Below are 20,357 nucleotides of genomic sequence, written 5' to 3'. Positions count from 1 at the left end.
TCAATAAGAATGCTCATCGTATTTGGCTGACAGCCTGCGGGTCGTCACGAAATCGACGGCTGCTGAAACTTCCGAAAGATAGTCGTCTACGACGGGCAGGTGAGCCGGGTTCACGCCCTGATGAATCCCCAGTGGTTCGCGCATGCGGCCACGGAACCATCCTCTCTTTTCGAGGCGATCGGCAACGGCCATGATGTCTATGGCCGGATCGGTGGCGACAAAGGTGATGAGATTTGCTTCACCTGTTGGTTCAAGGCAGGCCAACCCCGGTACCTTGTTGATGCCTCGAATCAAACGCATTGTTGCATCCATGGTCTCTCGAGTTGCTTGTAAATAACCTTCCTCGCCAAGATATTGCATCACAGCCCAAGCTGCGGCGACGGCTCCGCCTGGCTTTGTACCCATGAAGGTCGGCGTAACGTATGTTCCGCGCGGCCAGTCGCTGAACTCGAAGCGTTCGTACTTTTGCACTTGAGCGTCTCGATAGAGGATCAGGCTCGCGCCTTTGGCCCCGTAACCAAACTTGTGAATGTCTGCTGAGAGGCTGGTAACCCCCGGCACATTAAAATCCCATTCGGGAATTGGATAGCCGAGCTTCTTTGCAAAAGGCGAAACGAACCCGCCCCAGCACGCGTCGACATGGAGCCAGAGCTGACACTTCTGGGCCAGCCGGCCCATATCAGCGATCGGATCAAAAACGCCGTACGGATAACAGGGGGCGGACCCATAGAGCATTATTGTATGCTCGTCTATCGCCTGCTCCAACGCCGCGAGGTCGCCACGTCGCTCGGCATCGAGGTCAACCCGTTTCACCGTGACATCGAGTATCTCGGCAGCCTTGCTTAGGCAAGGATGAGCTGTAAGCGGTGTGACGACGTTGTAGCGGCCAAATTTTTCCTCCCGCACCGCGCGCGCCTGATCTCGAGCGGTTTTGACCGCCTGAAAAACGCTCTCTGTGCCGCCTGAGGTGAAGGATGCCCCCGACCCATCCGGTGCGTTGAATAGCCCCCGCCCGATCGCAAAGATGTCGTCGATCATGCGCGATAGGCTCGGAAAGGCCCTTCCGGCGCCCAGTCCGTTCTCGGACATGAATTCGCAATAGGCCTCCTTTTGAACCCTCAGAGTCTCGTCATTGAAAAAGTAGGTATAAGACGGCACGCGCCCTTCCCGCCATTTGAAGTCGCCGCCTTTCAGTTCCTTGAGCTCAACTCGCAGCGTGGACCACTCGATGCCTCTTTTAGGCAACCCGCGCCGATTGTGCTCAATGTTCGACATTCCATTCCTCGCAAATGATCTCGGATGACTAATGCAATTTGTATAATGTGATCACCTTTTTTGGCAAGCGCAATCTGCGTTTTCAGTCGATCCATCGGCGGACCTGAAGTCTGGCTGGAATGGACGAAATAGAGACATATGATGCCGACTATGGATCTAACAGGCTGGCCCACCGGTTACCGTAGCGTTTTCGTTGAGATTGGGCCATGGAGCCCTTGCAACGATCGAAATCATGTGATCACATTCTGAAAATGAAGCTGCGCAGGTGATTTCGGGAGAATGCCACAACTGCCGTGCCGACGAGATGGAGTGCGAGCGCATTCGAGGTATTGGATGGCATCTTCCCATCGGTACACCGCAAACGCGGATTACAATCCAAGAGCCCCAGCATCAGAGGCACACCCATGAAGGTTCTCTGCGCCCAACTTCAGCATGAGACGAACACGTTCAACCGTCGCCCAACCACGCTCGATCACTTCGCGAAATCGGGTATCCTGCGGGACGATGAGATCGCCAAGACGTTTCGTGGAACACATACGGATTGGGGTTGCCTGTTCGAGAAGGCCGGCGATTTTGGTTGGAGCCTGATCACGACGATTCACGCAAACGCGGTCCCCTCAGGTGTGGTGACGGACGAAACCTTTGAACAGCTTTGCGCACCTATCCTGGAAGCCGCTGAGAGCGGGAAGCCAGACGCTGCGTTTTTGATGCTGCACGGCTCGATGGTAGCGGCTTCCTTCGATGATTGCGAAGGGGAATTGCTTAACCGCCTGCGGGCTTTGTTGCCTGAAGGTGCACCGATCGTGGTGACGCTCGACCCACACGGCAATGTGTCACAAGCGATGGCCGCGGCGGCAAGCGCGTTGACCGCCTATCGAACGACACCCCACGTCGACCAGTACGAGACGACGCAGAGAGCTTGCGAGCTTTTGAAGGAGATCAGCGAAAAGCGCCTGCGCACTCGGATCGTCTTGGCACAGCCACCCACAATTGACGGGCTGGATCGCGGCCGCACAATCTCCGGATTTGGTCCGATGGTGGATATATTGCGCATGGCTAGTGCGGCCATGGAGCACGAGGCCGGCATCCTGACGATCAGCATCCAGGCTGGTTTCGTCTTTTCTGACATTGAGAATGCCGGACCAAGCGTCGCGGTGACCGGGCTTGCCGGGGCGTCCGGCCTTGAATTGGTCGCCCAGCGACTCTCAAGTTTCATCTGGGCGACACGTGCGACAAAGACGATCGCCATGTTATCGATAGACGAGACAATCGCGGCGCTGAGGGCGGATCAAAACGGGCGCGCGCCGTTGCTGATTGGCGACTACACTGACAATCCGGGTGGCGGTGCAGCCGGCGATGGCACCGCGCTTCTCAAGGCGATGATCGATGCGGACATTCGCAACGTTGCCTTCTTTTCCATCGCGGACCCGATTGCTGTTCAGATTTGCTGGCAGGCGGGGGCCGGGGCCAAAGTTGAACTTCAACTTGGCGGTCGCGCCAATCCCGATCTTGGTGGCGGCCCAATCGGTATCCACTGCACAGTCAAAGCACTTTCTGACGGCCGCTATGTCCGCAAAGGCCCTTACTTCAATGGCGTCGAAGCCAACCTTGGACCAAGCGCGCTCGTCGACGTCAATGGGATCAAGGTCATTGTCTGCACCTATGCAAATCAGACAGAAGAGCGGGAGCAGTTTCGCATCTTCGGCATTGAGCCGGAGGCATTCGATTATCTTGCCTGCAAGGCGATGAATCACTTTCGCGCCGATCTCGGCCCCATTTCTCGTGGTCTTATCTATGTCGACTCAGGGGGAATCTGCACACCGCACCTGTCGCGCCTCCCATACCAGCGCGTCAGGCGTCCGGTCTGGCCTCTTGTTGAAGCTGCCAGCGTCAGCGGATCAGGCGAACTAGGGCACGTTGCACGGCACACAGCCACGAAGACGACATCGCCGCTGGACTTGCCTGGCAGTGTTGCCGAACTTGCACTGAGTATCCGACGCCGAATGCCATATTCTGTCAGTCCACTGCATATTCCAGCCAGTTCCAAGAGCGACATCAAACGATGACCGGTTTCCTGCCGCGAACCATCGCCGAGGCGGCGCAGGCGATACGTGATGGGTCGTGCTCGCCGCTAGAGCTGACACAGACTTTCATTCAGCGCATCCGTTCGCTGGACGATGGCATCAACTCCTTTGTTCTTGTCGATGAGGCCGGGGCTGTTGATGCGGCGAGGCGATTGACGGATGAGGCGCGCAACGGCGCGCTGCGGGGACCTCTTCACGGTATCCCGCTAGCGATCAAGGACATCATCGACGTGGCCGGCATGGCGACAACAGCCAACTCGCACGTCACGTCTCGAAGGCTCGCCGAGCACGACGCGCCGGTCGTCAGACAACTTCGCGAGACCGGCGCCGTCATTCTGGGCAAGGTGGTCACGCATGAATTCGCCTATGCCGGTCCTCCGGCCGATCTTCCCTATGGAGCGGCTCGCAATCCGTGGGACACGCGTCGCGACACCGGGGGCTCGAGCAGCGGATCTGCGGCGGCCGTTGCTGCCGGGTTATGTCTTGGCGCACTTGGCACCGACACCGGCGGTTCGATCCGCAATCCGGTATCGTATTGCGGCGGGGTCGGCATCAAGCCGACCTGGGGCCTCGTCGACACATCCGGAATAATACCACTTGCGTTTAGCCTTGATCACTGCGGGCCGATCGCCAGCACCGTGGCCGATTGTGCCATAATGCTGAATGCGATGGCGAATCCAGACCAAGGTCCGGGCAAGGACTTCACCTCTGCACTTGGCCAGCCAGCCAGGAACGGTCGCATCGGAGTCCTTCGCTCATTCTATGACTATGAAGGGGGCGCCAGTGACGAAATGCGTGCAGCTCTTGATGCAGCGGCGGAGACGTTCCGCCATCTCGGATGCACCACGGTGGACATTCAGTTGCCCGACATCAGAGACTTTGTCGCATGCGGCCGGATCATTGTGCTCAGCGAAGCTTATGCTCTCCACTTTGAGGATCTGGAAGCGACGCCTGGGCGATTTGGGCGCTGGACACGTGACAGGGTTATGGCCGGACGCTTGCTTTCGGCAAAGGACTACATCCAGGCGCAGCGCGTGCGACACGTGCTACGAGCGGCCGTTGAGAATGCGTTCGCGCAATGCGATGTCATTTTGACAGCCTCGGCCCTCGGCCAGGCCCCGCTACTCGAAGAAGACGGCAATGATGCCTATTGGCAGACGCGCTATCCCACGGTTGCGTTCAACCTGACGGGGCATCCGGCGCTTGCCATGACATGCGGCTTTTCTGGCGATGGCCTGCCGCTTGGCATGCAGATCGTCGGCAGGCTGGGAGCCGAGCCTTTTCTCTTCGGGATCGCGCAGGCTTATGAGACGGCAACCGCGTGGCCAAACCGTGCTCCGATGAGATGACACAGAGTCGTACGACATGTTCGCTGAGAGATCGTCGGCGCATCCTCACGTGCCGGCCGGCCGAATTTTCCTATCGTCCGGTGAGCTGAGCAGCATTGCGACATAGCCAGCCGCCTCTCCTCGACGCACTTCCTGCATGTGGGCCAAGGAACGAGAAATGTCATGAACCCGCTGGTCGATCATTCTAAATCCACCGTCACGTTCAAGAAAGCTCTGACGCAATGCCAGGGTTCAGTGTGACCTACGAACTCGTCGACCTGAAGGCTGGGCCTGGCCTTTTAAACGTTAGAAATCTCCAGCGAAGTGACTAGGTGGGTTGGGAGTGATGATGAACCGCAAAAGAAGGCGCTACTGCAGACGCAGGAAATCAGCTTTCGCAACGCCCCGACCATTCCGCTCGGCATCTTCTTCAACAAGACCGCCTACCGCAGTTCGTTGCCGGGCGTTCTGAACGCCCTATCCGTGGAACGAAAAAGGGGCCTGAGGATTGTCTTCGTCAAATCGCTGGCGTCATCGGCCCCCCGGTTCGAACTGGGGGGATTTTGGCGCCGACGACCAACTCGGGCGGCTCAATCTGCTGACGCCAGGGCGGGTGCTCAAGGCCATGGAAGAGGTGTGGGAGGGCCGCACCTTCTGCCTGAGCCTTCCTCTCGAATATCCGGGCGGCAGCAAGCTAAATCCGCGGCGGAAGCCGCCGAGGATCTTTCCGACGGTCCGTGAAAACGGTTGCCTGACCTGCAATTTCATCATGAGTGAAGGCAGGCATGATGGTACCGATGTCGTCAACGACGACGTCGCTATACTGAGCCTCCAGTACTCGTCGCACTGGGACGCCTTCTCCCACTACGGATCGCTGTTCGATGCCGACGGCGATGGCATTGCGGAAATCGTCTACTATAACGGGTTCCCAGGTTTGGATACAATCGTCACCCAGGCGGATGACGCCTCGCCGACCAGACAGATGCGCGCACTCGCGCTCGGTGTGGAAAACATCGCTGCGAGCGGCGTGCAGGGCAGGGGCGTTCTCGTCGATCTACGCGCCGTCCTTGGGGATGAAAAAACGCTTGTCGGATATGAAACGCTCTTACGGATCATGCGCATGCAGAATGTGCAGGTCGAGGAGGGCGACATCCTTTGTCTACACACGGGTTTCGCGCAGAGGGTGATCGAAAGCGGCCTCAACCCCGATCACAGGACGCTGCATGAAAGCTGCGTCGCGCTTGACGGGCGCGACAGGGCGTTGCTGGACTGGATCGACAGGTCGGGCCTAGCTGCGATCGTCGCGGACAACTACGCCGTGGAAGGCGGACCCTATGACGACCTCCAGGGGCATGTTGCCGGGATGCCGCTGCACGAACATTGCCTGTTCAAGCTCGGTATCCCCTTGGCCGAGTTGTGGCACCTCAGCCCGCTGGCCGAATGGCTTCGCCTGCACGGGCGGACGCGCTTCCTGCTGACTGCGCCGCCCATCCGCCTGACCGGTGCGGTTGGCGCACCGGTGACCGGCGTTGCGACCGTCTGATTTTCACTCGACAGGGAAGAAAGCAAAGCGGAGTATTTTGACCTCCGAAAACGGCGGCCAGGACGTACGAAACGCTCGCGGTCATTGGCGGAGCAGGGCGGCAGGACACTCGCTGTCAGGAGGTGGAGATGCTGCCGCTGGCTTGCGCGCCGCTTCAAACACGGCATGCCTCAAAGGTAAAAACTCCTCATTCAACGCTATGATTGGCATTGACGAAGCAGTTTCCTTCCGGAAAAAAGGCAACGGATGTGTCGATCATACAGACGCCAATCTGCAACAGATGTGGAACGGCCTCTAAGTTCCAAATAGTGCGGTTTCGTCACTGGAGCTGAGTGAGTGAGTGTGGAAGGGCCCAATTGGATATGGGCCGTTGGGAGCAGGGGCCTGCAAGGCCCGTTGCAACAACGATTTTGTGCGGTTTGTTGCGGCGGCAAATGGCAGATACGGCAACAGCCCGCTGCCTTGTTGCTTGGCCATTCATGGTCAGTGTTGCTTCAGTTTATCAACGAAGCAAAGTCGAGATTGCTCTGACGATCGAGGCTTCTCGGCGCCATGGAGATGACTTCGCATAGGTGGTTTGCGTCCCCGACCAGCACCACGGTTTCGACGGCCCGCGTGCTGGCCGTGTAAAGAAGGGTCCTGTCCAAGAGCCTGGATCGAACGACCGGAATGATGACTGCGCGTTTCGGTAATTCCCGGACACCCTTTCAGTCATTCGCGGACAGCGATTCCGCTGGCCACCCTGCCTTTGCAAACCACCTCCCGTCATCGGTCCGGGAAATCAGAAGCCGCAAATTGTTCCCGTTCGCCTGGAGTCGCAAAGGGCGTGATCGGCCAATCGAGTAAGTCGACGGCACGCTGGAGTGTCGCTTTGGTCCGGGCACGACTCGGTGAAGCGGCGATGACATATCCGATGCAGTCTCGAGAATCGCCTTTTGTGATGATCGGCGTCTCGGGCTGTACATAGAATCTAACCTCGGCGACACCTGGAATAGCAGCCGCCCGACCCTGGCCATTGATCCGTTCAAGGATGCCATCGCGATCAGCGATCAGCTTTCGGGCAGTCGCAGTGTGCGAATGACTCTTGACCAAATGCCATTCGTCGCCGATGACAAGCTTGACGTGCTCCGTGATAAGATCGACGCCGCAAGCGAGCTGGACCAGTTGTGGGTCTGGAGCACCGCCAAGACGCGGATTGACCTCAATCATGGCTGGGCCGCGCTTCGTCCATCGGAATTCAATGTTTGTTGGCCCCCACCCGAGGCCTAGAGCTTGCAAGCAAGTTAGCGAAACATCGGAAATACGTTCACGTTCCTGATCAGGTAGGAGGATCGGAAAGGTCAACTCCCGAGAGACGAAGTGCGGCGGGGGACCGAACTCACTCTCGGAAATTCCAATAATCTCACTGCCCATTATCTGAGCATTATAAAGGGGGCCTTGTGCGAATTCTTCGATTAGTATCCTTGGCGACGACCGCCATATGTACTTGCCCTTCAGCAGATAGGTCGTGTGTTCGACCAACTCATCGACCCCACGGCACAATCGGACACCCTTGCTTCCGCTCCCTTCGGCAGGCTTGAGAATTACCGGCAAGCCAATCTCAGCGGCAAAAGTTTCTATTTCCGTCGCATTTGCTGCCAAGCGATAAGCAGGCATTGGAACGCCGGCCTCCGTTAAGATCTGACGTTGAACGAACTTGTCGCAGCACCGTTCAATCGATGCGGGGTTCGGCCCCGGTAGATCGAAATGTCGGCAGAGCTTGGCAACTGCCACATACACTAACTCGTCGTCGCCCGAGAAGCCAGTTATGCCGGCAATGTCATACCCGGTGCGTAGCTGCAAACATTCGTGGATCATTGCGTGAAGATTGTCTGTTTCGACACGGATTGCCTGAACACTTTCCGTCGCGACGTAGTCGTACTGAGCTGGATCAGAAGACAGAGTAATTGGATGAAGGCCGAGACGCCGGGCTGCTTGGACGTATGCTAGACCATTACCCCTATGGCCTTCAATCAGGATAAGAGCTCTTCTTGCCATTAGTTTGTTGACTCCTACGTTGCCTGCTGGACGACAGCCGAGACAAATCGGCATCAGCTTTGGCAGCCGACCCCGGTCTCAGACCTTGTGATTAATTTATCATCGTCGGCGATTTATGCTCGCAAAGGTTCTGTAAATTCTTTTTGACGTCTCTGTTGACCTTGCCCCTCCGATGTAATCCGGTTTGAAGTTCGTTCTGGCCAATCGAGAGGAGCAGGACATGAAACGGAGCAGATCATCGGAATTTTGAAGGAACACGAGGCCGGGGTATCGGTTGCCGATCTTTGGCGCAAGCACGGGGTCCGCAACGCCTCGATCTACAACTGGAAGGCCCGTTTCGGCGGGATGGATGTCTCCGAGGCTCGGCGACTGAAGGCGCTGGAGGACGTGAACACGCGGCTGAAGCGGCTTCTGGCCGACGCCATGCTCGACAATGCCGCGTGCTCATGACGATCCCCAGAATCCGAGCATTGGGAGCCGCGCTACTGGCGGCCGTCGGCACCGAATGCCAGTTCCAGAAGGCTCGCGACCTGGCCGCAGAGCTGGGGCTGGTCCCTCGAGAATACTCGACCGGAGAAGCCGGCGGGCCACATCTTCTCGGTCTGCGATCGCTGCGACCTCCCTAATTTAGTCGTGAACCACAAGAAGCTGTTCCGGCTCTATCGGGAGGAGAAGCTAAACGGGCGATCGGGACCAGGGCGCCGATGCTGGTGCCGCTGAAGGCCCGACGAGCGCTGGTCGCTTGACTTCGTATCGGACCAGCTCACCGACGGGCGCCGCTTCCACATTATGGCCGTCGTCGACTATTGCACGAGAGAGTGCCTGGCACCCATCGTTGATACGTCTCTCTCGGGCATGCGGGTTGCCCGCGAATTGGACCGGCTCATCACCGAGCGCGGCCGGCGAGGATGATCGTCAGCGACAATGGCAGCGAGTTCACCTCGAACGCCATCCTCTCCTAGGCGGATCAGAACCGCGTCGAATGGCATTACATTGCGCCTGGCAAGCCGATGCAGAATGGAGCTTCATCGAGAGCTTCAACGGCCGACTGGGCGATGAACTGCTCCACGAGACGCTGTTTACCTCGCTGGCTCAGGCGCGCGCAGCCATCGCCCTGTGGCGCGCCGACTGCAACACCGCGCGGCCGCACTCCCAAATCGCCTGGCAGACACCGGCCGAGTTCGCCAGCACTTTCAATCCGCGACGGTTGCTAGCGCTGCGCTATGCCAAAGGCTCAGCGCCAGCGCCCATCGCGTCACCCGCCCAGCAGGGCACAACCCACGCCGGAAGCGAACTCAGAACTGGATAGAAACTAGGGCAAGGTCACTTGGATTCGGAGGCCTGTGTAGCCGTCTTGAAGCCAGATGGCTTCCCGGCGACGTCGTGGTTTTTTCCACGCAGCAAATCAGCCGCATGTCTGCATCACGATCGTTTGCGATATGGCGGAGTCATTCGCGGATGGCAGAATATGGCCGAAAATACGTCTGGTCGGTATGTCTGAGAGTCGGTTCTAGATGGAGGACGCGAGACCGAACTCAGTAGCATTTGCGCGCCTGATGTCTCTTCTTCCGCATTAAGTCGGAAGGGAGGCGTGACCCCTCGAATTGTCTTCGCGCCGATAGTGCACGTGCCGACTCATTCCCGTTGCGCGGTGCGCGGCGTCGAACGCAAGCGCCGACGGGCGGGTTGTGATCGAACGCGCCTATATCGCGGGCGAGCAGATTTCGGGCGGACGTCGCTTTGACCGGACCTGCTCGTTGCGTTGGTCCCGATAACCTACGGATACGCCGTCAGCCCGATAGGTCCACTCATACCTAGAACTCCAAACTTTCACGTCTTGTAGTTTCAGCGGCTAGGCGGATCAGATCATGAACGAGCCGCCGTTAACATCTAGCGTCACACCAGTGAGGAAGGCAGCGTCTTCCGATGCCAGGTAGGCGACCGCGGCGGCGATTTCTTCGCCGGTGCCAAGTCGGCCAACAGGAATGCGGGCGACGTAGGCCTGGTTAAGCTCGGCACCAGCTGCGATAGCCATTGGTGTTTCGATGCGGCCCGGCGCAATGGAATTCACCGTGATGTTCGCTGAGCCAACTTCAACCGCAAGGGTGCGGGCAAGGGCCATCATGCCGGCCTTGGACGCGGCATAGTGGGCTCCTGCAATCTCGGTTTTCGTTCGGCCGGCTACCGATGCGATGTTGATGATCCGGCCCCATTTCGCCGCCCGCATGTGGGGAAGGCAGGCCCGGCAGCAAAGGAAGGCGCCTGTCAGGTTAACTTCTAGAACCTGACGCCACTCCGCAGCGAGCATCTCTTCAACCCTTGCCTTCCGTCCGCCGTGTTTCGGAGAGATTCCAGCGTTGTTGACCAAGATGTCGACCCGCCCGAATCGGGTCGCTGCGGCCTCGACCATTCGCGTGATATCAGTGTCTTTGGACACATTCGCACGCACCGCCAAGGCCCGGCCAGTATAGTCCGAAGACAGGGTCGAAATGCTGGCGTTCAGGTCGCTCTCGGAGAGGTCCGCCAGCACCACATCTGCACCGGCGTTGAGAAATCGCGTGGCAATCGCAAATCCAATGCCGCGCGCCGCGCCTGTCACCAGAGCCACCTTGCCGGCGAATGTGGTTGCCTGTGAAGTTTGGTCCACGATCTACTTCCTCTTACACTGTTGCGACGGGTACGGCGGCGAGCCGAACGACCTAGCAGACGTACGGGGGTCCTTCACACGTAAGCTTTGATAAGACTTGGCTCGTTGCGTTATACGAAGTGGTTGCTGCCGAGATTTACCCAGTAATACCACGACAAGTAGTAATAGTATGTGAATTACGATTAAGAATTCTTCGTCGAAAATTTAATAAACATGGCCGTATCGTCATAATTCCTGTTAAAAAATAGAGGCGGGCTGTCCGATGTTCCGTTCGCGGAGAAGGCGAAATGGATCAGAGTGCGGCGGAGTTCACAGCGTGGCCAGTTGCAGGTTCCATGATGACGCAATCACTGGAAGAAATTCGGCCCTTCAACAAGGGGTCTCGTCCCTGGCCGGGCCCCATTAGGGTCCGGATTCATAACCAGAAGCTGACGTGCCGGCGATCCAGATGCGATTGGCCTCGGGCGGGATGTTGGCAAAGGCTCCCCGTCCACTGATCTGGCGGAGGATGGTGATTTGCTATGACTGAGCTGCTTCGCGATAATGAATCGAGAGAAACTGCCGAGGGGCTTGAGATTTTCGCATTCATCAGCGTGATTGCGCGTGGCTTTCGCCGCGGCCAATGTTCGAGCATCACCCCGATCGGTCGATCCTGGAGCCCCGGGTTCAACTGCAAGAAGTGGTCGAACCTCAACATCCGCGCAGACTGCGAGGTGTATTTGTACCCCCGATTGCGCATCAGCGCGATGTGCTCAGCCATGACTTCTCCCAGCACGCTGCCGAAGGGCTGTTGTCGGCGCAATTGAGCAAAAGCCTTTTCCGGATTGCGCGATGCCAGAGCGCGCCAGGCCGGCATGCACTGTTTTCAGCAACCGCCTTTACCGAGAGCGCAACCCTGATCGAACGCTTCTTCTCCGAGCAGAAGCATTTCGGCCGCATCGCAACCCGCTACGACAAGCTCGCCGCCAACTTCCTCGCCATGGTGCAGCTCGCCTCAATCCGGCTTTGGCTGCGCGCTAATGAGTCTACTGCCCAGACTAGCTATGTCTCGGATTGACTCACAAAGCTGGGTGATCTCTTCCAGACTATGGTCTGCGGTCAGGCATACGCGCAAAGCAGCCTTGTCGCGGGGCACCGTCGGATAAAATGCTGCGGCCACATAAAAGCCACGCCGCAATAGCTCTGCCGCCGTATCCACCGCTGCCCGAGGCGCACCAATCGGGACCATCCGGATTGGCATTCCGTCACCTGACGATTGCGTCGGCATTTTCTCGTCAAAACATTGAACAACCCTACTCAGACGGGCCTGGCGCTCACCCAGCTCTGCAGACCGATGAATCTCTGCTGATGCTAAGGCTCCTGCAATTCCGGCCAAGTCTGGCCCCATTGAGAATGCATGCGGGACGGCATAACGTCTAAGCAGTTTCTCCTGCTCTTCCGTCCCAAGCATGAGAACACCGCCGGTCACTCCGAAGCCTTTGCTCAAAGAAGCCGCGATGATTGTGTTTTCGCCTAGATCCGTGATTTGGGATTTGGCATATCCTTGGCCATGCCTTCCCCGGATTGAGATGCCATGCGCATCATCGATGTAGATGAATAGCCCGTAGCGTTCTTGGAGACGCAAAAGCTCACGAATTGGGGCATTTCCGCCCATTGAATACACACCATCGCATATGTAGGCGACGCACGTGTGTTTCCGACAAATACCCTCCAGTTCCTCAATGTCGTTGTGCCCAATTTGCAGAACCTCTGCATCTTCGGCCATGACAGCCTTGTGGTATGCCAAAGTGGCATGGGCAAATCGGTCGAACACAAGTACCGGCTTGCGTCCTCTGGTGAAAGCCCCGCATGCGAGTAACGGGAGCGCGCTCATGTTCGCCGTCAGAACCAACGAGTATACGACAACCCGTGCATCGAAAAGTTCAGATAAGCTGTATTCGAGATCTCGGGTTAGCGAGAAATTCAATCTCGTGCGTGCACCGGACCACTGTATCGAGCGATATGACGCTAATGCTGCTATCGCAGCGTCCACGATCATCGGATGGTTATCAAGCCCGAGATAACTCCCTCTCGCGAATTCTATAACCGATCGCCCGGGCTCGAGCTCCACGTGTCGCTGCTCAAGCGAGCGGGCATACAGTGTCATTATTCCTTTGGAGTACGCATAGTCGAAATCTGGTCCGGACTTCTCAATTACGCTCGCAAGATCACGAAATCTCTGCTTGTCCACATGACTCTCCATCAAAGAATAATTTACGCTTGTCATCATCGGCAACCCCGCCCACGAAGCCAATGTGTCCCATCAAAAGTCGTGCCAACTTTGCAGAAGGGAGGCTGAACTAAATCTTGTTCTTGTCTGTCAACCACTTGATCAGGATGCAGCAGCAATCAGGCAGGACCCGCTACGTCGTGGGCTCGACAAACCTGACAAACGTGTCAGTTGCGGGTTCGGAGGCTATCCGAGAAACCGCCGGTTCTGTTCTTCTTGGGCGGGATGTTGGTCCATGCCCGTTTCTGTGCGGCAAGGCTGCGAATGGCGATCGTCCGAACGTCGCCCTTAGAGAGGCCCATACCCAAAAAATGGCTCGACCAGGCGCTCGCCGGCCCTCGTGGGCGGCCCCCAGACCCTGATGATGGCGATCATGATCGGGCAGCGGATGACGGTGCTGCTCGGCTGGCCATTCGCAGAGCCTCCGGCGCTCAGGCAAAGGAATGGTTCTGCGCCACGAGTGCCCCAGACCCAACCGCCGGCCGCGATGCCGCCATCTATGAATGCATAATAGATCGAAATGGTGCGACCCACGGCCCATCTCGGGCTCGCCAGCTGCACGCTCACGCCAATTCCGGACCAGGCGGTGGCCAACCCGCGCCACAATGAGCGCCTGACGCGCTTCGGGGCGATCCACATTGTACGACGAGCGGCGGCCAAGGCTGTGGCCATAAGGGCGGACTTGGCCGAAAAGCCCATATCGCCATACATCTTCCGGCACTCCCTCGCCATGAAGCTTGTCCAGTCCGGCGTGGATCTTTTGAGATTCAAGCTTGGCTCGGGCACGCACAGGTCGCCACCACCCACCGCTATGCCGCCGCGGATGTGGAGATGATGCGCAACGGACTCGAAAAGGCGGGCATCGAGGGCGATTACGGGACACGCTGCGGCCCACCGATGCCGTTCTGCAACTGCTGAACAGCATTTAAGCTGAAACATTATGTGGCGGAGGATTCCAGATTTGGCAGACCCCGGCTGGCGCGAGGACGGCTCCACAGAATATCACCCGATGCATAAGTGCGGGTCGAGCGCGAGCATCTGCTGCACCATCCGCGCCAGGCTGTTGATCCCGCGGCGCATATCGGTCGCGCCGTAGCACAGATAAATCCGGTCGGTCGGCACCACCGTGGTAATTTGTCAACTCCGCTGGACGATACGCAGCGGTGTCGGATCGACGGTCCCTTCAATCCGGAGACGCGCGACGCTCGGAAAGGCCACGACTATCCTGCCGGCCGGGTCCGGGGCAATCGGCGACGGGGCGTTCGACACCGGGCAGATCGCTCACGTCGATGCGCGCGAAGGTCGCCATCGCCTTCGGCATCAAGCTCGCCGCCGGCTATCTGCTTGCGCCACGCACAGAGCTGTGACGGAGCTACCCCGAACGCTTCCGCGACCTCGGTCACCGAGGACCCCGCCGCGCTCGCCAGGACTCGGCGACCAGATCGCCCCTCGCATGTTCCAATGTCATGGCCCGAAAGCTCGATGTCATCAGTCTATTGCAAGGTGCCTTGGCGCACCACTTACGGGGCTCAAGGCGGGTTGGGTGGTTGCTTGGACCGCGGACGGCGGCACACTCCTTTCGCGCGGGAGCGGAGCTAATCGGCGGCGGCACCACCATGAGGTAATCCGCCTGGACGTCAAAAAATGCGCATTCTGAGTTGTGTGCGAGGAGGGACGGGCGACTGAACGAGGTGATTATAAAAAAATCTTTAACAACGACATGAAAAATTCATCAAAATTTTCTTTCAATATTGGCGATTACATGCGAAAAATCGACCAAAATATTCAGAGAACTAGAAGGATAGCGCAAATGAGTGACAGTATTAATGGTGCAGTTTCATTGTCAGACATTGAATCATATTTCTGTGATGACTACATCCACTTTGGGGATATAGTAAATCCGTCGGAAACAAGCGATCACCAAGCAGGAGTAATTTGGGAGCTACTTTCTCTTAGGCACGGTAGCTCAGTTCTTGAACTAGGATGCGGCTATGGGCGAATTTCCAACCGGTTGGCCGAAAAAGGCGCGCGGGTAGCCGGACTTGATATCTCGCCGATCTTGCTAAAAAAAGCCGAAGCGGATGCGGCTGAACGCGGAGTAGATGTTGAGTATGTTCTGGGCGACATGCGCTCACTTCCCTGGCGAGATCAATTTGACGCGGCTTTTCTGTGGTACACGACGTTTGGTTATTTCGATGACGCGGACAATGAGAGAGTTCTTGGTGAAGCCGCTTCTTCGCTTAGAAAGGGCGGGCTCCTGTTAATCGATCATCCCAATCATTTCGATTCCCTGCGCTACAAGTTTCCTGTCTGCTATATTACGCAGCATAAGAACGATGCACGTATCGATATATTTAGCAACGATGTGCTTAGCGAGCGGTCGAACCTCGAACGGATTATCGTCCGCGATGGATGCGTTAGACGGACCCATCTTTCTTACAGACAATATGGCTTTTCTGACTATGTTCGCATGTTGCGAAGCGCGGGATTCGAGACTGTTGAAGCTTATGGAGAGGAAGGTGGAGCTTTTACATCCGATAGCTCGCGCCTCGTGGTTGTCGCATACAAATAATGGCGGCTGGCGCAGAGCGCGTCGTAGTCGAGTAGCCCAGCCATTTGGCTTTTGTCCTCACAAATCCGGACGGGCGAATTTCCCGCGGGCAACTCTTTCAGATGTTAATCTGTATCTTATCCGTGTCGTGCCCAAGCTTGAGGGATGCCAGGAATCGGCAGGAGGAAGCGCACCGTCAGGGTCACTCCGACCAGTCCATGCGCCAGATTTCTGGCTTCGCCCTTGTTGGAAACTACTGGCTTAGCCGCGTGTCCGAAAAATCCTCGTGGGGCACGCGGCGCAATCCCGTGTCACTCGCCCCATCCTAGAGGATTGCGGCAAAACTCTCGGGCTTGTTCCGACTTTGAACAGTAGCACATCGTTACGCCTTTGAGAAAACAAAGCCAATCCAGTGCCTCCTGCGATCGCCATTTACCAAGATAGGAGAAAGCTGCTCATGCCCACATCTAGTCAACAGGGACGCGTACCTGGATTTAGTCAGCAGGAATACCGCGAGCGCACTGCTCGGCTGCGACAGCAAATGGCGGCGCGCGGAATGGATGCGCTGCTTGTCATGAACGAGAATAATATGAACTACCTCACCGGTTATGACGGATACTCGGAGTACGTTCCGCAGCTCGCTCTCGTGTGTCAAGAAGATGAAGATCCGTGGCTGATTTTGCGCGAAATCGACACTTTGTGTGCAACGCCCACCTCATACCTACCGCAGTCGCGCATTCTCAGTTATCCAGAGAAGTACATTGGGTCGAGCCAGCGAACGGCATGGGAGCCGATTGGCGATCTAATCCGCGAGCGCACTAAGTCGAGCCGAATCGGGGTCGAACTGACGGCCAAGACGTTTGGAGTGAAAGACCATGCCGCCCTCGGTAACAGCTTGGACGCATCGAAGTTTATCGATGCCGATGGAATGATTGCTAAGCTGAAGAAGGTAAAATCACCAGCCGAGCTTGCGTACATGGAGCAGGCCGGAAAGATTGTGGACAGGGCCATGCAGGTGGGCCGGCTCGAGATTGCTTCTGGAGCGCGCGAATGTGACGTGGGCGCCGCTATAGTGAGTGCTTTGGTCAAAGGCACTCCAGAAATTCCCGGGGGTGTTTGCGCCTTTCCAACTATGCCGGTTGGCTCTCCCGCCAACGCACCGCACCTTTCGTGGTCCGACGCAAACTATAAGATGGGCTGTCAGACTAATTTCGAAATTGGCGCTTTCCGACACCGCTATGCCTGCGCCTTGTCACGGACGGTTTTTTTGGGTGAGCCGACCGCTCGGGCTCGGCACTTACATCAAGCCGCTTTGGACGGTTTCCTCGCAGAGGTCGAAACGATACGGCCGGGAGTTACGTGCTCTGAAGTTTCGCAAGCGTTCCAGCGCGCCTTTAAACCATACGGTGTGCGTAAGGAATCCCGGAGCGGTTACTCCATCGGCCACGGTTGGGTCGACAGCGGAATCAGCTTCCAGGAGGACGACCACACCGTGATTGAACCCAACATGACCTTCCACGTCCTCATCGGCATTTTTGAGAAGGATGACGGCTACGTCTTCAGTGAGACTGTCAGAGTGACCGAGAACGGCGCGAAGTCGCTAAGCACCATGTCCCGTGACCTGCTGGTAAATTGCTGACTTTTCAGGATTGCAATGCCGGCGTAGCGCCAATACGTTGCGCCGGCATTAACATCACCAAGCTGCGCTGGTTGTGCGTCTAACACTTGTTTCGCACGGGCGACCTTTTTGAGGAAGGGTTAAACAAGACACGGCTAGTGCGTGGCCGAGCCAATCCTTGGCTCGACGTCGTCGTGCAGGCAGAGATCTGGACCTGCTGATGCGACCACAGCAGCGGTTCCGGCCCACCCTGAAACGCTCGTCGCCTGCTCTTTTCCCGCCGCCTGCTGTGCGGCGTCCTCGCGCTGCTTCGCTGGGACGATTCGACACCAAGGTGCTCCAACTTGCCTTGGCCGTGGATTGCCACGGCGATTGCTGCAGCGCGGCACAATTGTTGCTTTCTCGCCATCACTTTTCGAGATAGATAGGGAAGCTGGGGAAAGTGCATCAGTTCGGCTCTCAAGCCATGGAAATTAGGCAGTTAAAATACTTCGTCGGCGTAGTCGAAGCAGGCAGCTTCACGAAGGCCGCAGAGCGCTCTGAGCTTGCATGTGCGTCAGTTGGAGGAAGGCTTCGGCACTCAGCTGCTGATACGCGACAGGACCGGCGTGAGCGTGACGGCGTCAGGAGCCAAACTGCTCGAGCGAGCGCGGGCGATTCTCAGGGAAATTCGACTCACCGAGGCGGAATTGACCAATACAGCCGCTTCCCCTGCCGGGGGGTGACCATTGGCATTCCGTCAGGAGCCGCTCGCGTGCTGACCGGCCCCTTGCTTGAATCAGTGAGAGCCGAACTGCCGAGAGTCTCACTAAAGATGATCGAGGGTATGACGGGACCGCTGGAGGAGTGGATGGCTGCTGGCCGCTTCAATCTGGCAGTTCTCTACCGCCCCGCGGATAGTGTGGCTCGAATGACAATCTTGGCGCACGAAGAGCTCTGTCTCCTGGTGCCGTCAGGTGAACCGCCTTTCGAAGATTCGATATCTCTGGCGGATCTACACGCGTTCCCGCTGGCGGTTCCCATGCGCAATAACAATGTCAGACGTTCGGTCGCTGACGTCGTCACACAACACGCTTGCGCGCCGGACGTCAAGTTTGAAGTGGACTCGCTCTCAACGATCATCAATATGGTTATAGGAGGAAAAGCCCATTCTATTCTCGCCCCCTCAGCCGTTCAAAAAGAAGCCACTCAAGGGCTGGTTCGGACGGTCAAAATCGTCGATCCGGTGAATGCCCGTTCCGTCGTGCTTGCCGTAAATCCGAAAGATGAGCGTTCTGCGGCCGTCTCCGCCGTCCGCAAGCTCATCCCCAATGTCGCCAGAGAATTAATCGAGAGGGGCCTGGGCAGCCGCGGCTCCTGACGCGGCCTGGACTCTTCGACCTATTTGGCAACGCTATGTCTTCTTGCGGCAATCAGGATCAGATCGATCTGGATTCCAGATGGATTTCGTCAATATTCGATATTTGACCTGACGCGACACTCGCGATGAAACTGGCTCAAGCGCGTTTAGCGGTTTCGAGATCGAACGACGCTCGTATGGCAAGAGAATTCACTTATGTGGAGCACGCGATGTTCGAGGCTAGGAGCTACGAGCTCTTCATCAACGGCAAATGGCGAGCCGGTGGTAGCGGAGCCACATTGCCGGTGATTAATCCGGCAACGGAGAAAGTATTTGCCTCGGTGGCCTCGGCGACGGCGTCGGATCTGGATGAGGCCCTCGCTTCGGCAGAGCGCAGCCGCAAGGCCTGGTCTTCACGGCCTGCAAAAGAACGTGCCGAAATGCTGGTAGCAGCCGCAAGAACCTTGGCAACGAAGATTGAAGCAGCAGCCAGGGACCTGTCGTCCGAACAGGGAAAGACGATTGCCGAAGCGACGGGCGAATACGCACGCGCGGTCGAAACACTGGAGTGGAACGGTACGCACGCCGAAGAGCTGTCCACGCCTATTCCGTTGGGTCCGAACCGGATGATCGTCCCGGAGCCGCTCGGTGTCGTTGCTGCGTTCACGCCATGGAATTATCCGGCCGTGCTCATCGCCCGCAAGCTCGCCCCCGCGTTGGCGGCGGGCTGCCCGGTGATCCTCAAAGGGGCTGAAGAGACACCGAGCGTGGCTGTCCATATCGTTGAATCGTTGCGCCAAGCAGGCATCCCCGACGGCGTGGTCAATCTTGTTTTCGGTGTTCCTGTGCATATATCGCGGCATCTGCTCAGTTCGCCAATCGTGAAGGTCCTGACGTTCACGGGTTCAACCGCGGTTGGAAAACAGCTGGCCACTCTCGCCGCAAATAATTTGCAGCGTTGTATCCTTGAACTGGGTGGACACTCGCCGGTTGTTGTGTGTGAGGATGCCGACCTGGCAAAGGCTATACCGGCTATTTCGGAATACAAGTTCGAGTGCGCGGGCCAGAGCTGCAATGCGCCCAGCAGGATTCTCGTCGCTCGGCCTCTCTATGGGGAATTCCTGTCCCGGATGACGGAAGCTGTCCGCAAGATCAGGATCGGCCCACCGGACGACCCTGCAACGGAGATGGGACCGATGGCAAACGCGCGGCGAATCGAGGCCATGCAGCGTCTGACAAAGGATGCAGTCGATCGTGGCGCCCGCATCGAGACTGGTGGAACCCGCCTCGACGCACCGGGCTTTTACTGGCCGCCAACCATCCTGACAGGTGTGCCGAAGCAAGCGAGAGTGCTTCATGAGGAGCCGTTCGGGCCGATCCTCACCGTGGCGCCGTTCGACAAGCTCGAGGAGGCCATCGAAGAAGCTAACGATACTGAGTATGGCCTGGCCGCCTACTTGTTCACTGACGCTGCCGATACGCAACAAAAGCTGACCAACAGTCTTTCAGCAGGCGCTGTCAGTGTGAATTACCTGAAAGGGGTTTCCGCGGATGCGCCCTATGGGGGCGTCAAACAGAGCGGCTATGGATATGAAGGAGGCGAGCAGGGAGTGCGGAGCTTCCAGATCTTGAAAATGGTCAACGGCCTCGGCTCATTTGGATGAGA

Annotated in this window: 13 protein-coding genes and 5 pseudogenes; 11 read left to right on the top strand and 7 right to left on the bottom strand. The window is 57.5% G+C overall.

Annotated elements, in window-relative coordinates; translation table 11 throughout:
- Positions 1–1,275, bottom strand: a complete 1,275-nt coding sequence (locus SLT36_RS25430) for a pyridoxal phosphate-dependent decarboxylase family protein (RefSeq protein ID WP_432284871.1) — start codon at positions 1,273–1,275, stop codon at positions 1–3.
- 404 nt (positions 1,276–1,679) lie between these two features.
- Here SLT36_RS25430 and SLT36_RS25425 point away from each other — a divergent pair, with 404 nt between their 5' ends.
- The 3 genes from SLT36_RS25425 (at position 1,680) to SLT36_RS25415 (ending at position 6,230) form a co-directional block, all read left to right on the top strand.
- Positions 1,680–3,341: a M81 family metallopeptidase gene (locus SLT36_RS25425; protein ID WP_432284870.1), complete on the top strand. Its 1,662-nt coding sequence runs from the start codon at positions 1,680–1,682 to the stop codon at positions 3,339–3,341.
- A complete protein-coding gene (locus tag SLT36_RS25420; RefSeq protein ID WP_432284869.1) occupies positions 3,338–4,708 on the top strand; it encodes an amidase in 1,371 nt (456 codons plus the stop codon). The genes SLT36_RS25425 and SLT36_RS25420 overlap by 4 nt, the downstream gene beginning before the upstream one ends.
- Before the next feature lie 487 nt (positions 4,709–5,195).
- On the top strand, positions 5,196–6,230 hold the full coding sequence (locus SLT36_RS25415) for a cyclase family protein (RefSeq protein ID WP_432284868.1): 1,035 nt from the start codon (positions 5,196–5,198) through the stop codon (positions 6,228–6,230).
- Between the two features lie 765 nt (positions 6,231–6,995).
- Here the strand turns inward: SLT36_RS25415 and SLT36_RS25410 are convergent.
- Positions 6,996–8,267 (bottom strand): ATP-grasp domain-containing protein, encoded by a 1,272-nt coding sequence (locus SLT36_RS25410; protein WP_432284867.1) that lies wholly within the window; start codon positions 8,265–8,267, stop codon positions 6,996–6,998.
- A 177-nt stretch (positions 8,268–8,444) separates the two neighbouring features.
- On the opposite strand from SLT36_RS25410, the pseudogene SLT36_RS25405 reads away from it, so the two are divergent.
- Positions 8,445–9,576, top strand: a pseudogene (locus tag SLT36_RS25405) (integrase core domain-containing protein).
- 552 nt (positions 9,577–10,128) lie between these two features.
- On the opposite strand, the gene SLT36_RS25400 reads toward SLT36_RS25405, so the two are convergent.
- Complete coding sequence (locus SLT36_RS25400) at positions 10,129–10,914, bottom strand: SDR family oxidoreductase (protein ID WP_432284866.1); 786 nt, start codon at positions 10,912–10,914, stop codon at positions 10,129–10,131.
- 521 nt (positions 10,915–11,435) lie between these two features.
- Here SLT36_RS25400 and SLT36_RS25395 point away from each other — a divergent pair.
- On the top strand, positions 11,436–11,720 hold the full coding sequence (locus SLT36_RS25395) for a hypothetical protein (protein WP_432284865.1): 285 nt from the start codon (positions 11,436–11,438) through the stop codon (positions 11,718–11,720).
- 70 nt (positions 11,721–11,790) lie between these two features.
- Positions 11,791–11,971: pseudogene (locus SLT36_RS25390) on the top strand (hypothetical protein); the annotation flags it as partial.
- On the opposite strand, the gene SLT36_RS25385 reads toward SLT36_RS25390, so the two are convergent.
- A complete protein-coding gene (locus SLT36_RS25385; protein ID WP_432284864.1) occupies positions 11,909–13,183 on the bottom strand; it encodes an aminotransferase class I/II-fold pyridoxal phosphate-dependent enzyme in 1,275 nt (424 codons plus the stop codon). The pseudogene SLT36_RS25390 and the gene SLT36_RS25385 sit on opposite strands and share 63 nt — an antisense overlap.
- A gap of 328 nt (positions 13,184–13,511) precedes the next feature.
- On the opposite strand from SLT36_RS25385, the pseudogene SLT36_RS25380 reads away from it, so the two are divergent.
- A pseudogene (locus tag SLT36_RS25380) lies at positions 13,512–13,601 on the top strand (ABC transporter permease); the annotation flags it as partial.
- 95 nt (positions 13,602–13,696) lie between these two features.
- Here SLT36_RS25380 and SLT36_RS25375 read toward each other — a convergent pair.
- The 3 genes and pseudogenes from SLT36_RS25375 to SLT36_RS25365 all read right to left on the bottom strand — a co-directional run.
- Positions 13,697–13,822, bottom strand: a pseudogene (locus SLT36_RS25375) (hypothetical protein); the annotation flags it as partial.
- Between the two features lie 363 nt (positions 13,823–14,185).
- A complete protein-coding gene (gene tnpB / locus SLT36_RS25370; protein ID WP_432284863.1) occupies positions 14,186–14,308 on the bottom strand; it encodes an IS66 family insertion sequence element accessory protein TnpB in 123 nt (40 codons plus the stop codon).
- Positions 14,309–14,403: 95 nt separating this feature from the next.
- Entirely contained in the window at positions 14,404–14,586 is a 183-nt protein-coding gene (locus SLT36_RS25365; protein ID WP_432284862.1) for a hypothetical protein, read from the bottom strand.
- A gap of 407 nt (positions 14,587–14,993) precedes the next feature.
- Here SLT36_RS25365 and SLT36_RS25360 point away from each other — a divergent pair, with 407 nt between their 5' ends.
- From SLT36_RS25360 to SLT36_RS25345, 4 genes and pseudogenes are all read left to right on the top strand, one after another.
- Complete coding sequence (locus SLT36_RS25360) at positions 14,994–15,755, top strand: class I SAM-dependent methyltransferase (protein WP_432284861.1); 762 nt, start codon at positions 14,994–14,996, stop codon at positions 15,753–15,755.
- A 535-nt stretch (positions 15,756–16,290) separates the two neighbouring features.
- A complete protein-coding gene (locus SLT36_RS25355) occupies positions 16,291–17,373 on the top strand; it encodes a M24 family metallopeptidase (protein WP_432284860.1) in 1,083 nt (360 codons plus the stop codon).
- Positions 17,374–17,818: 445 nt separating this feature from the next.
- Positions 17,819–18,716 (top strand): annotated as a pseudogene (locus SLT36_RS25350) (LysR family transcriptional regulator); the annotation flags it as partial.
- A gap of 205 nt (positions 18,717–18,921) precedes the next feature.
- Entirely contained in the window at positions 18,922–20,355 is a 1,434-nt protein-coding gene (locus tag SLT36_RS25345; protein WP_432288476.1) for an NAD-dependent succinate-semialdehyde dehydrogenase, read from the top strand.
- Positions 20,356–20,357: the final 2 nt, after the last annotated feature.

This window comes from Aminobacter sp. BA135, assembly GCF_050859125.1.
Lineage (GTDB): Bacteria > Pseudomonadota > Alphaproteobacteria > Rhizobiales > Rhizobiaceae > Aminobacter > Aminobacter ciceronei.
This window is presented reverse-complemented; position numbering and strand designations above follow the sequence as displayed.